Annotated in this window: 16 protein-coding genes; 11 read left to right on the top strand and 5 right to left on the bottom strand. The window is 32.0% G+C overall.

Annotated features, from left to right (window positions below; genetic code table 11):
• Positions 1 to 82: 82 nt before the first annotated feature.
• From tssD to DMA14_RS21480, 10 genes are all read left to right on the top strand, one after another.
• Entirely contained in the window at positions 83 to 475 is a 393-nt protein-coding gene (gene tssD / locus DMA14_RS21520) for a type VI secretion system tube protein TssD (protein WP_091130700.1), read from the top strand.
• A gap of 22 nt (positions 476 to 497) precedes the next feature.
• Entirely contained in the window at positions 498 to 2,351 is a 1,854-nt protein-coding gene (locus tag DMA14_RS21515; protein ID WP_238990021.1) for a phage baseplate assembly protein V, read from the top strand.
• A 2-nt stretch (positions 2,352 to 2,353) separates the two neighbouring features.
• Positions 2,354 to 3,901: a hypothetical protein gene (locus DMA14_RS21510; RefSeq protein WP_111426542.1), complete on the top strand. Its 1,548-nt coding sequence runs from the start codon at positions 2,354 to 2,356 to the stop codon at positions 3,899 to 3,901.
• Between the two features lie 2 nt (positions 3,902 to 3,903).
• Entirely contained in the window at positions 3,904 to 4,497 is a 594-nt protein-coding gene (locus tag DMA14_RS21505; protein ID WP_111426541.1) for a hypothetical protein, read from the top strand.
• Positions 4,498 to 4,561: 64 nt separating this feature from the next.
• A complete protein-coding gene (locus tag DMA14_RS21500) occupies positions 4,562 to 4,951 on the top strand; it encodes a P-loop NTPase family protein (protein WP_157957752.1) in 390 nt (129 codons plus the stop codon).
• A 7-nt stretch (positions 4,952 to 4,958) separates the two neighbouring features.
• On the top strand, positions 4,959 to 5,555 hold the full coding sequence (locus DMA14_RS21495; protein ID WP_203418352.1) for a hypothetical protein: 597 nt from the start codon (positions 4,959 to 4,961) through the stop codon (positions 5,553 to 5,555).
• Between the two features lie 56 nt (positions 5,556 to 5,611).
• Positions 5,612 to 6,031, top strand: coding sequence for a hypothetical protein (locus DMA14_RS21490; RefSeq protein WP_111426538.1), 420 nt, complete (start codon positions 5,612 to 5,614; stop codon positions 6,029 to 6,031).
• A gap of 10 nt (positions 6,032 to 6,041) precedes the next feature.
• A complete protein-coding gene (locus tag DMA14_RS21485) occupies positions 6,042 to 6,617 on the top strand; it encodes a hypothetical protein (protein WP_111426537.1) in 576 nt (191 codons plus the stop codon).
• 17 nt (positions 6,618 to 6,634) lie between these two features.
• Complete coding sequence (locus DMA14_RS22805; RefSeq protein WP_157957751.1) at positions 6,635 to 6,805, top strand: hypothetical protein; 171 nt, start codon at positions 6,635 to 6,637, stop codon at positions 6,803 to 6,805.
• A 143-nt stretch (positions 6,806 to 6,948) separates the two neighbouring features.
• Complete coding sequence (locus tag DMA14_RS21480) at positions 6,949 to 7,851, top strand: hypothetical protein (RefSeq protein WP_111426536.1); 903 nt, start codon at positions 6,949 to 6,951, stop codon at positions 7,849 to 7,851.
• A gap of 74 nt (positions 7,852 to 7,925) precedes the next feature.
• On the opposite strand, the gene DMA14_RS21475 is transcribed toward DMA14_RS21480, so the two are convergent.
• From DMA14_RS21475 to DMA14_RS21460, 4 genes are all read right to left on the bottom strand, one after another.
• Entirely contained in the window at positions 7,926 to 8,195 is a 270-nt protein-coding gene (locus DMA14_RS21475; RefSeq protein WP_111426535.1) for a hypothetical protein, read from the bottom strand.
• 302 nt (positions 8,196 to 8,497) lie between these two features.
• Positions 8,498 to 8,980: a YybH family protein gene (locus DMA14_RS21470; protein WP_111426534.1), complete on the bottom strand. Its 483-nt coding sequence runs from the start codon at positions 8,978 to 8,980 to the stop codon at positions 8,498 to 8,500.
• 146 nt (positions 8,981 to 9,126) lie between these two features.
• Entirely contained in the window at positions 9,127 to 9,936 is an 810-nt protein-coding gene (locus DMA14_RS21465) for a helix-turn-helix domain-containing protein (protein ID WP_111426533.1), read from the bottom strand.
• Positions 9,937 to 9,982: 46 nt separating this feature from the next.
• Positions 9,983 to 10,732 (bottom strand): DeoR/GlpR family DNA-binding transcription regulator, encoded by a 750-nt coding sequence (locus tag DMA14_RS21460; protein ID WP_238990020.1) that lies wholly within the window; start codon positions 10,730 to 10,732, stop codon positions 9,983 to 9,985.
• A gap of 88 nt (positions 10,733 to 10,820) precedes the next feature.
• Here DMA14_RS21460 and DMA14_RS21455 point away from each other — a divergent pair, with 88 nt between their 5' ends.
• Positions 10,821 to 11,354: a 5' nucleotidase, NT5C type gene (locus DMA14_RS21455; RefSeq protein WP_111426532.1), complete on the top strand. Its 534-nt coding sequence runs from the start codon at positions 10,821 to 10,823 to the stop codon at positions 11,352 to 11,354.
• A gap of 70 nt (positions 11,355 to 11,424) precedes the next feature.
• On the opposite strand, the gene DMA14_RS21450 is transcribed toward DMA14_RS21455, so the two are convergent.
• Positions 11,425 to 12,930: a tetratricopeptide repeat-containing sensor histidine kinase gene (locus DMA14_RS21450; RefSeq protein WP_317047268.1), complete on the bottom strand. Its 1,506-nt coding sequence runs from the start codon at positions 12,928 to 12,930 to the stop codon at positions 11,425 to 11,427.
• Positions 12,931 to 13,066: the final 136 nt, after the last annotated feature.

The following is a 13,066-nucleotide window of genomic DNA, read 5'->3' as shown; positions in this document are numbered from 1 at the left end:
TTTACTTAAATACCACTTCTCATTTATTGATTAAGGTTATAAAATCTACAAAAGCCTATAAAATAATCAATACCCTTTAAATATGAGTTTTTTAGCAAAATTAGAATTAGACAATGAAGTGTTTAATGTTTTAGAATTTGATGTTCATTTTACCCAGAATGTTGATAACAACGGAAAACCTGCCAACAAAACAAAAGGCGGACAGATAAAGCTTGTAATAGAAAGCACGCAGACTGATTTGTTTTCAGATTGGATGGTATCCCAAACCAGCGTAAAAGACGGAAAAGTCATTTTTTATCGCAGAGATGCCATGAGCACCATGAAAAATGTAACCTTCAAAAAAGGCTATTGCATATCGTTTCATAAAAGTTTTAGAAGTGAAGGATCAGTTCCTATGGTTACCGAGATTTTAATTTCATCAAATGAAGTAAAAATCGGAAATACGCTTTTTGAAAATAATTGGAAAAACTCATAGAACTTCTAAATAAGCAAATAGTATGGCGTTACAAACAATCACAAATATTAAAATTGGAGAAATTCGAATTACTAATTTCAACAAATTAGAAGTTTTTCAAACCATTCACGACCACCACACTTTTTCATTTGAAGTAAGACAGGATTTACTGGTAGAAGAGTTTAAAAGTGTTATGCCTTTTTCTCAGAAATTATATGGAGAAAAAATAAGCATAGAGATAAAACCTATAGACGGACTGGAAGATCTTATTATTGGCGCTGATCCTAAAGATTATATTATGCAGTTTTATGGCATTGTGACTGAGGTCAAATTGCAGAAATCCCGTATCAAAGACATAGAAGAAACCATTGTGATAAAAGGAAAGAGTTCTACGATAGTTCTAGAAAATGGACCTGAATGCAATTCTTTTACCAACATGTCTTTGAGCGATATTGTAAGCAAAGTAAAATCGGGCTGTGATATTGATATGGATGTCAGACCATTTTATTTGGAAAATCTGCCTTATACGGTACAATATAACGAAAGCAATTTCTCTTTTCTAAACCGTTTGGCGAAAAGAAATGGACACTGGCTATATTACAACGGGCGAACGACCATTTTTGGAAGCCCTGGAGGTGTTGGCGGACAGCCAAAATTAATCTACGGAATAAACATGCAGGACTTTGATTATACCATTAAACTTCTGCCTACCCAGTTTAAAATAATCGAAAATGACAATAATGACGGCCAATATAGAACCGACGAAACTTTAAGATACAGAAAAGAAGCCGACGGATTTCATCAAAACTTTTTAAACAGGTCTAATGAAGTTTTTAACAAAGAAACAGTAATACAGCTTAATCAGACTCCTGTTGGCGGATCTGGAAGACAATCTTCTGAGGAATATGCCAAAAACAAGATGCGAGCTGTTTTAAGCCGTTTGGTAGAAATGAAAGCATCGAGTGAAGTTCCGGGAATTACTGTAGGAAACGAAGTGCGCGTTTTTGGGGTCGACATGCAGTTGGAGAGCTCTTACCGCGTAACACAGATTACACATATTTGCGATGACGGCGGCGGTTACGAAAACCACTTTACAGCCGTAAATTTTAACGGTTCTGTATTTTCTCCCGAAACGGATCCAGATTTAGTGCCCTACTGCAAAAGCCAGACCGCCATTGTAACCGCCAATGCAGATCCTGACGGACTCAGCGGCATACAGGTGCAGATGCCTTGGCAGGCAGCAAAAGGCGAAACGACGCCTTATATTCCTTTAGTGCAGAATTACGGTGGCGATGCCCGAGGTTCTCATATCATACCTGAAATTGGCGACACCGTTTTTGTAGACTTTCAGGGTAATAATGCCGAACTGCCTATTGTAATGGGAACTATGACCAGCAGAAAAGAAAAAAGCGGTTACAGTACGCCGAATAATGATATAAAAGCAGTAATGCATAGCCGAAGCGGAAACAGAATTATTAATGATGATGCTACGGGAGATATTACAATTGAAAGCCAAAAAGGAGAAACTATTGCAGTTCTGTATGGTGATGGCTATATAAGATTTAAAGCTCCTAAAAATATTGAATTGGAAGCAGGGGAAGATATTGTTATGAGAGCAGGAAGAGATATTACCACGAAAGCAGGGCAGAATATCATAGAAGATGCCGGCGGAGACCATAAATCGAAAGCAGGGATGGATATGGCGCAAAGTGTTACGGGAGACTATTTTGTGACTGCTGCGAATATTTCTGAAGTTGCATTAGGAGAAAGAAAATCTAAGGCGAAAGAGGTAACCGATCAGTCTTCGGACAAAAAGATTATTTCAGGAAATAAAAATGAAATCCATACTAAAGGCACTTTTGACAGCAACAGTGGAGAAAGCTCAAATTTTCATTAATCATGGCAGGAGGAAAAATTACAAGAATAGTAGGCGGTCTTAACAGCATCGAGTGTGATACTTGGACGGTTTATACCAACAAATTTACGGCACATGCAGGACAAGGAAGTTATTTTACGGCAGATGGAGGAATAAATTTGGGAGACAATCCCAAAGATCCTCCACCTGTAGCAAAATATTTTGTAAAAGGCTGGTGGACTGATAAGGATAACAAGCCAATTAAGGAAGCCCGTATTTTGGACACGGTAAAATTTCATATTCAAACCCAAGGCATAGATGACCCAAAAGGGAAAAAAATAGAAATAAAACTGTTAGAATACGACACTTCTGTTCATTTGTCATTGGGTACATACGGCTCAGGTGCGGTTGAAACTCGCCCTTTTGACGACCATGTAAGAATTATGTCAGGCAAAAATGAGATAACAGAATTGACATTGGACGAAAACGGAAAAACAGCCATTACCATAAATTTGACTTGGGGAATGCACGAAATGTTTAATGAAACCTTCTTTGGCGGTTTTGCAGAAATGGGACTGTTAGAATTTTATTTCGAATGCTCTTACGGCGAGGATAGAGGCATTTGGCTTCCTGCGAGTTTGGGGGACTATTTGAAAGTGACAATTTCGAACCAGAGCCTCTTTATAAAACCTGCCTATGAGGGTTATAACTTTCCCGAAATTCGTACTGCCGAAGGAGATATTGTTGTTTTTTCGGCAGGGATAGGACTAGAACACGAACCATCTAATGAACTGGAAGGACAGCTAGATGCAATTGCAGACAAGATAAAAAGTGAATTTTATGGAGGTGTGCGTGAAGCCATGATGAAGTATAGCGACAATATACGCCATACCATTGCTGTGCGACAGCTGAAAAAGGGCTATTTGGCAAACAGCCTTGGGAAAATAGAGTTTAGCCGCAGGATTTATACCAAACCGGTTTACGATAATAGCGGTAAACTTTATGAAATAACAAAAGCAGCAAATTTTGGTTATAGAAAAGAAGGCAAAACGGTAACTACAAAGGGAATAAGCCAGCTTGATTATTTTAGGGAGATAGGCGCGTTAAATGCCGTTGCCAAAGCTTCCAAAGAACTATTAGGGATATTTAATTTTGCCTCAGATGTAATAAGTTTTGCCATGGATGAAAACCCAAAAATAATTCCGACTGGGTTTGCTCCTTTGGATTTTCTTGTAGCTATGGTTATGCCGAGTATTAGTAACCCCATTATAGAAGTATGGGATAATGTAGTTTTCGACTTAGCAGAAAAAGCAAAAGATAAAGGGCTTAAAGGAATTAATGATTTTTTGTTAATGCCTGGTGCTAACGAAAAAAGATATGGATATAATATTTTTGAAATAAATCAAATTGTATTAAATGAATTGTTAAAAGGACATATAAAAAAATTGGAAGATTTAAAAAATTTACAAAGAGAAAAAAATGATATTCAATCTCCAATAACTTACATCCTTTTTTATTCTAAACAAAATCAAGAAGATGAAAGTGATGATAAAATATTAATTGACTCAATTTTTATCAATTTTAATTATTAATAATGAAAAAAAAAATAATTTTAGTTTTCATGGTGTTTTGTATTTATTCATGTAATAGAAAAGACTCAATTTTTATAAAAGAAATAATTTCAGATGAAATGGTGACAATTACACCTATTTTAAAAAAAGGATCTTCTAAGGATAGTGTTGCAATTGTGATACCCATGGAGTTTGAAATTAAAACAAACAATTCATCGTTAAAATCGATTGATTTTTATGTAGTGATTAATCAAAAGATTTTAATGCAGATAACTGAATATGAGATTTATGATAAAAAAAATAAGAATAAGCCGATAAATGATTTGGATGCCTATTTGTCATCTGATAAATCATTTAATATTATTATCAAAGAAAAAAAACATTTAATATCTGTAAAAGATGCTATGAAAATTCTATCTAAATATAAAAAAGATAATAAATTATTATATAATTTAAAATTTGGTGATACAATAAAAATAGAGCCATATAGCCAATTCAGAAAAAATAATCCCATTTTTTTAAACGAACTCAGAAAGATCGGTGATACTTTAATTATTACTACTAGAAAAAAAAACGAGAAAATTTATATTCCAAAAAAAAATAAAATTAATTGGTAAATAACCAAAGCCTCCAAAGAATTACTAGGGATATTCAATTTTGCCTCCGACTGGTTTTGCTCCTTTGGATTTTCTTGTAGCCATGGTTATGCCAAGCATTAGTAACCCCATTATAGAATTATGGGATAATGTTGTATTTGAATTAGCTGAAAAAGCAAAAGATAAAGGTATTAAGGGAATTGATGAGTTTTTAGAAAGTCCTGGAGGGAAAGAGAAAAGATATGATTTCGCTAAAACCAATATAAGCCAAGATACGCTTAACAAGTTTTTGAAAGGAGAGTTTAAAACTTTAAAAGAATTAAGTGATACTCAAAATAATTTGAGAATAAAGATGAATAATTATGAATATGAAAGCTCACTAATTTATACGCTTTTTCATTATATAAAGAAAGACGAAGACGTAAAAAAAGATTTAATTATAATCGATACTATTTTTATAAATGAGAAAAATTAGAAAAATAATGAACAGATTAGCTTATTTAGCGTTCGGTCCACTATTTCTTTCTTGCAATATAAAAGAGCCTATTGCTATTAAAGAAAATATTTCAGACCAAATGGTGTTAATAGACCCAGGTATTAAAAATCATATTACAAAAGATAGTGTTCCAATTACTATTCCTGTAGAATTTGAAATAAAACAAACAACATCAAATCTAAGACAACTTGACTTGTATTTTGTCTCAATTAATGGTAAACGCTTACTTGATTATGGGGTAGATTTTCAGACTTACGATAAAGAAAATCCAACAAAATTCAGTTATTTTTCACTAAAAGAAAATGACTTGGGATTTCAAAAAAAGAATAATATTATCGTGAGAATTTCCACCCAAATGGTGTCAAGAGCAAAAGCGGTTGAATTTATCCAAAAATATAACCCAAATAGATTATTGGAAGACATCAATAAAAAAGGTAATATTCAATTAACAACTTATAAGCAATTTAGAAAAGATAACCCGGACCTTATTGAAGGTTTTCGAAAAGTAAACGGTTCTGTGGTGTTTAGTGTATCACTAAAGGGAGGAGAAAGAGCTCATATAAGTCAAAAAATAAATTGGTAATTTCTAAAGAATTAATAGGGATATTCAATTTTGCCTCAGATGTAATAAGTTTCGCAATGCATGAAAAACCAAAAATAATTCCGACTGGTTTTGCGCCGCTAGATTTTCTTGTAGCAGTGGTTATGCCAAGTATTACCGAATCTATACTAGAATCTTGGGATGCTCCTGTTCGTGAATTAGCCGAAAAAGCAAAAGATAAAGGGCTTAAAGGTGTTGATGAGTTTTTACAAAGCTCTGGAAGTGGGGAAGATAGATATAGGTATGGGATTTTAGAGATAAATCAAGAAATTTTAAATAGATTACTAAGAGGCGAAATAAAAACTTTTAAAAAATTACAAGATTTAAAAAATGAAGAAATGATAAAAAGTAATTATAATCGATCATTATTTATTTATACTGTCTTTCACCACATTAAATGGTTAGATGAAAAAAATGAAGATGGGGTACTAATTGATTCTATTTTTATGAACTATTAAATTAAGACATATGAAATACATAAATATATTACTTATATTTTTTTTAGCATCTTGTGAACCTAAAGAGCCTGTTTCTGTAAAAGAAATTATTTCTAATGAAGTGGTAACTATTTTACCAAATGTAAAAAATCCTTCGATTAGAGATAGTATTCCTTTATCTGTTCCAATCGAATTTGAGATAACGATAAATACTTCAAATCTTAAAGCACTTGATTTGTTTTGTCTTATTGATGGCAAACGACTACTAGATGTTTTTTTGGATTATCAGGTTTATGATAAACAAAACAAATCCAAACCAATTCACACATTAGATTTATCGTCTAAAAAAATAAATATTATTATAAAAGAAAGAAATCATTTAATTTCAAAAAAGAAAGCTAATGAATTATTAAAAAAATATAAAATTAATCAATCTTTGGATAATTTGAAATTTGGAGACACCCTTAAATTAATAAGCTCTAATAAATTTAGGAAGGAAAATGAGGCTATGATTAATGAATTCAATAAAGTAAATGATTCCCTAGTATTTAGAGCAATACTTAATGGAGGCAAAATGATTCTTGTAAAGAAAAAGATTAATTGGTAAATTTTAAAGAAGTAGGTATGCTGAATGCAGTAGTCAAAGCTTCCAAAGAAATACTAGAAATATTCAATTTTGCCTCAGATGTAATAAGTTTTGCCATGGATGAAAACCCAAAAATAATTCCAACCGGTTTTGCTCCTTTGGATTTTCTTGGAGCTATGGTTATGCCTAGCATTAGTAACCCTTGCTAGCGCGAGCGTCTCGTTCGTGAACACAAAGTTTATTTAACCGAATTAATCCTCAAGCGCACGAGCAGGACGCTCGCGCCAGCCTGAGAATTTAAATATGAATAAAAAATTAATATTCAACAAAATCAAACCTTACTACATTTAAAATGAAAAAAATAAAATTCTATTTCACCGCAATATTATTGCTGGTTCTTAGTGCTTCAATTGCTCAACATAAACCAAACTTTGTTGGAAATTATAGCCAAAATGGGGCAAGTTATTTTATACAAAGTGACAATACATTTATTATTGTGGCATATGCAACTTTAATAACTGGTAAATGGCACATTGAAAATAATTTATTGAAGTTAATTCCAAAAAATCCCGACTTCCCTTTTGTATTATATGGATATAATAATCCCAATGTAAAAGGTACAAAAATAATGTTTTCTGGCTTTAACGATGGCGATACTTTTATAGCGCTAAATGAAAATAAGGCTATTCAAAGGGTTTTTAACGAAGACGCGAATTGCTTGGGTTTTCTAAATGTTCATCTATTTACTGAATCTGCAACAAAAATATCTTTTTCTTATGGATCGGAAAATACGGAAACCAAAGGTAGAAAAATGTACATATTTAAAAATGACAATAATTATAATGATTTTGTTGCGCACTATATTTCGCAGTCAAATTTTCGTGAACCAATTATATTTAAAATAAATGGAAAAAGTCTTAAAAATCGTTATAACGAGGAATTAAGTAGAATTGAAAGTTTAAGTAATGGAGATTTAGAAATGATAAAAGAAATAAATAAGACTTCTAAGATGAATACAGATATTGTATATTACAATCCTTCATACAAAGATATTTCTGCAAATGAAATTAAACTTGATAAATACAATTTTAATAAATCTAAAAATGCATATTTGCTGAAAACAAAACAAGTAGTAAATAATTCATATCATGATTTAAATGTTCTTTATCGGTATAGTCAACTTCAAAATTTGCAAATTTCTAACGAAAAAAAGACTATAGTAAAGAAAACATTATTTCATTTTCAATGTAAATAAGAATTTGAACATCTTTTTTAAAACAAAACCCTGCAAATATCAATTTGCAGGGTTTTTAATTTTATTGAAATAATTTATCTATTACTAGCGCAAGCCTTATAGATCTGTTTCTCTGAAAATGACGATAAGGCTTCGGCGAGATTTCGGCTGGTTCTTAAACAGCTCAGTATTTTTTGCCTTAAATTGATATCGTCGCCAAACTCTGTATGCATGAGGAGCTCGAAGATTTCCTGCAAATACATTGGCTGTTCTTTGTAGTCTCCCTCAAACAATTCGTCTGAAAGGAAATTAATTACGGATGGCATTACATCACGATGTGTTGGTTTTTGATTTTCTTTTGACATTTTCGAAAATATTTAAACGCACGAAGCCCTCATCTTCGGTTGTGTCAAAACACTACAAGGAGTGGAATTAGGGCTATCACTAGCTCCTTCAACGTGGATGAGGGCTCGTTATGTTAACTTAAAAATTTAAGTTTCGGATTTCTCCTTGTATAGTATTTTGACTTTACAAAGATATGCATTTATTTAAAAAAGAAAGAAAAAACCTACTTTTTTATTTTTCTTGGATTTTAACTCTGAATTTAGGTTTAAAACAAAGATAGAAATTATTATTTGTGATTGAATTGCGCCCTAAACAAGCATTCTTATTTTGCTTCGCGATTACTGCTAAAAGAATCTCTAAACATTTTCCAGCCTTTAGGCGTTTTTTTCCAAAGAACAAGAAATTTGCCATCATCCATAAGTTCGCCTTTTGAGTTTAAAGACTGCCATAAGCCTTCTTCTGTCACATATTCTACGCCATCGCCATAAACTGCTGTCGTAATAAATTTACCGCCTCTTAAGCCATATTCGTCATAGGCTTTTCTGAAGAATTTGGCAGCGCCTTCTTTCCCATAAATTTGTGGTGCATTCGGAAGCAATATTGAAGCATCATCCGCATAACGATCTATAAAAATTGACGGATCATTATTTTTAAATGAATTAAAATAAATAGCGTTACTTGCTTGAATTGCTTTTTTTGCTTCGTCTAAATTGGCTGTTTCTTTTTTTGATGTCGAATCACAGCTGCTTAATAATATGGTAAATACAATTAATTTTAAGATTGTACCAAGAGCATAATTTTTCATAATTGAAATTTTTAGTTTTTAATTAAAAGAATAAATTGATATTATTTTAATCAAAGGTATTGCAACTAAAAACGTTTAAATTGTACAAATCGGAACAGTTCTTTTTTAGGTTTTAAGTTGCTAAGAAGTAGGGCTGAATATTGATGTTAGATAATTAAATTATTTATTGGAGATAGGTTTTCTAGATAAGAAGTAGGCGTAGTTCCTGTAAAAGCTTTAAAATCTCTTATAAAATGCGATTGATCGAAGTAACCAGAATCGTAAGCAATTGAAGTTAAAAGAGAATCGTTGTTGGAAATTAGTTTTAAACTGCGCTGAAAACGGATAATCTTATTAAAGGATTTTGGAGCCAGACCCGTATGTTGAAAAACCAGTTTATGAAGATAACGAGGCGTCATTCCGTATTTGGCAGCAATAGTATTAATGTCGCTTCCTGATGGATTTTGGACTAAACTAGACAGAATATGAGCCACTTTTTGAATTTTCTGCGACTTACTATCATTCGTTATCAATTTTTTGATTAAAAATGATTCGATAAGTTCAATTCGCTTTTGAATTTCTGGAGTTTCCAAAAGCTGTAAATGAAGTGTTGTTATAGGTTTGCCAATTACATCTTCTAAATCTAAAATCTGATCATTAAAGATTCCGACTTCATCATTAAAAAAATAAGCTGCAGAATGGGTATAAAACCGAATGCCCAACATAGTGTGTCTGCCTTTTGATTTTATAGCAAGCGGTTTTGTTATTTGTCCCCACAATTCAATTTTGGGTGTTTTATGAAATTTTTCATTAATCAATGATTCCCAAATGCCATCGCCGAGATTAAAAATCATTTCCATTTCGCCACTAGGAAAAACAGTATCTTGAAATTCTATATCAGAATCTGATTCAAAAATATAATAGTGTTTTATATAAGGTTTCAGAATTTCTGATGGTAGAAAATATTGGAATTCCATTGCACTAGATTAATGTTAAATCATTGTCTAGATCAAAGTTATGAAATTATAGAATAGTCAAACCAGTATTTTTATACGCTTTTAAAATTTCCTCATCTGGAGAAACATTCGTTACCAAAACATCAATATCTTTTATTGGGCAGACAAAATAAGATTCGGCAGTTTCGACTTTTTCGATAGAACTTAAAGCAATAACAAAGTTGGAGTTTTTAATCATATTCTTTTTCAGCACAGAATCGTCGTATAGAATTCCCGTAATACCACGTTCATGGTGAATACTGCAAATTCCTAAAATGAAGATATCTGCTCTAAAATTTCTAAAGAAATCAATGGTTTCAATACTCGAAGTGGCAAAAGAGGTCTTGCACATTTTTCCGCCAGCAAAAATTAAATCAATATTAGGTAAATCCTCAACCAATGAAGCTATGGGAAAACTATTGGTAATAACCGTCAATTTTAAATTGTAAGGAAAGCTTGCAACTAAAGCTAGAGAAGTGGTTCCGCCATCAATAAAAACAACTTGCCCGTCTTTCAAATACGAAATTGCTTTCTGCGCAATAATTTTTTTGTTTTCGATATCGTGTTTTTCTCTTTTTCTATAATGAAGCGGAATCGGAGAAGGAGCTACCGCACCGCCACGAACAGCTTTTAATAATCCTTGATCTGAAAGCTCTTTTAAATCGCGTCGGATTGTATCTTCTGAAACGCTCAGATATTCGCTTAATTCGATAGAGCTAACACGGTGTTCTTTAGATAAATATTCTAAAATTGCCTTTTGACGTTCTTCCTTTTTCATTTTACTTACGGTTTTATATTGCAAAAATAAATTAAAAATTGCAATATATTGCAATTTTTGCATAATTTTACCGCAAAATAAAATTGTCATGAGAAAGAAAACCATTGCAGTCGATATGGACGGGGTGCTAGCGGACATAGAAACCCAATTGATTGAAGAGTATAATAAAGAGTATGGAATGAACCTTTCGAAAGAAAGCATTCAAGGATTAAGTGAAGAAGAAGCTTTTAAAGAAAGAGCACTTTTGCACGGAATTTTAAACAAAGGGAATTTTTTTAGAAATCTGCCTGTAATGCCAGATGCGGTCGAGAGTTTGCAAGAACTCCAAAAGAATTTTGAAATTTTTATTGTCTCGGCAGCAACAGAATTTCCAATCTCTCTTGCCGAAAAAGTAGCGTGGCTTGCAGAGCATTTTCCTTTTATAAAATGGGAAAATATAGTTTTATGCGGCAGCAAAAGAATTATCAATACCGATTATCTGATTGACGATCACTGTAAAAATCTAGATCATTGCATGGGCAAACCTATTATGTTTACGGCCTTTCATAATATAAACAAAACACACCATTTACGAGTAAATAACTGGAAAGAAGCGGTGGCTGTTTTAAACGAAACATTATAAACTAGAAAAGGTTATAATAGTATTGTTTTTGAAGAGAAAAGCCTTTCAGATTAATTCTGAAAGGTTTTTTTTAATATGCGAATTTTTCTTTCACCTTAATCTGCGTTTGTTCTGGCATAGATATTTTTATTTTAAATCCTTTGTCTGGTTCTGTTTCAATATCAAATGTACCGTTAACGGCTAGAACACGGTTTGACATGTTTTGAAGACCATTTTTTACAATCACGCTTTTTTCGCAGCCTTTACCATTATCCCTATAATTTATCGAAATTGATTTTTGGTCACTATCAAATCGTATTACTACAATACTTGCTTCGCTGTGTTTTTTCATATTCACCATTAATTCCTGTAAAATTCGGCTGATGGTGATCTTTTTGATATCGTCAATGTCTTCCCAATTTATATTTTCTAAATTGGTAATCATGATATTTCTCTCTCGCGTATTATAGGTAGAAAGCATTTCTTTTATGCTGTGGGTAAAATTTTCGCCAGTATCGATACTATTGTTTTCTCTAGAAATCCCCCGTACACGGCTGTAAATATCATCCAGTTTTTGCAGCAGATTCTCTTTTGTGTTTTCTACAGATAATGGCTGAGATTCGGCAAAAGCAATTACTTGAAAAACGTCATTTGCCAATTCATCGTGGATTTTTTTAGCAATTCGGGTTTCTGTATTGTATGAAGTTTTAAATTCGATGGCTTTATTTTTATTTTTATAATAGCGGATCAAAATGAATATGAGAATGACTAAAAAAGCAAAAACAATTGCCGATACGATTTTTAGGTATTTGGCTCTTTGAAGCGATAATTGATTTTTAGCTTTTTCTAAACGAAGTTTTTCATTCTCATCTTTTTCTTTTTTGGCGTCGTATTTAATTTTGGCAGACTTGTTTTTGAAATTATTTCGAACTTTAATAATACTATCGTTTAGTGTGAAATACTTTTGGGTGTATTTGGCAGTATTGAGACTATTGTCATTTGAAATTATTATTTGTAAAGCCTCCAGTCTTTCATCAATGCTGTTTAGTGCTGTAGCAACTTTGTAAGCTAAAAAAGCATTCTCATCTGATTTTTGAAGATCTTTGTTAGCATAATAATCGGCAAGATGTAGATAGCTTTCAATGCTTCCATAGGTATCTTTAGTATTGATTCTAATTTTTAGACCTTCAGTCATTAACTGTAATCCTTTTTTATCTAATCCTTTTTTAAAGTAAGCATATCCTAAGTTATCTTTTATTAGGGATTCATTATATGCTTCATTTTTTTCCTTTAATATGCTATTATTTAGAAGAGAATCTAAAAGGAGAATGGCATCATTATATTTTTTTTGCTGAATATATACAGCGGCAATGTTATTTAAAGGAATTTGTTTTTCAATAGGGCTTTTATAATTGTTTACGGATTTTTTGTAATAAATTATTGCATCATCATATAGAGAAAGTTCCTTGTCCGCAATACCTAATATATTATTTATGCATGCTAAATGGGGTTTGCTTTTTTCTACATAAGATAATGCATCGGTTACTGTCTCTTTACTGCCATAATAATCTCCATTGATCTGTTGAATAGATGACATTTGTATAAGTGTATACGAAATATTGATGCTGTCTTTTAAGGTTTCAAAAAGTATTTTTGATTTATTGAATTGGTAAAAAGCAGTACTTAAATTTTGCTTTGCAAAATTGTCATCTGCTTTGTCTCTTAGATTTAAA

It is taken from the genome of Flavobacterium sharifuzzamanii, assembly GCF_003254585.1.
Classification (GTDB): Bacteria; Bacteroidota; Bacteroidia; order Flavobacteriales; family Flavobacteriaceae; genus Flavobacterium; species Flavobacterium sharifuzzamanii.
This window is presented reverse-complemented; position numbering and strand designations above follow the sequence as displayed.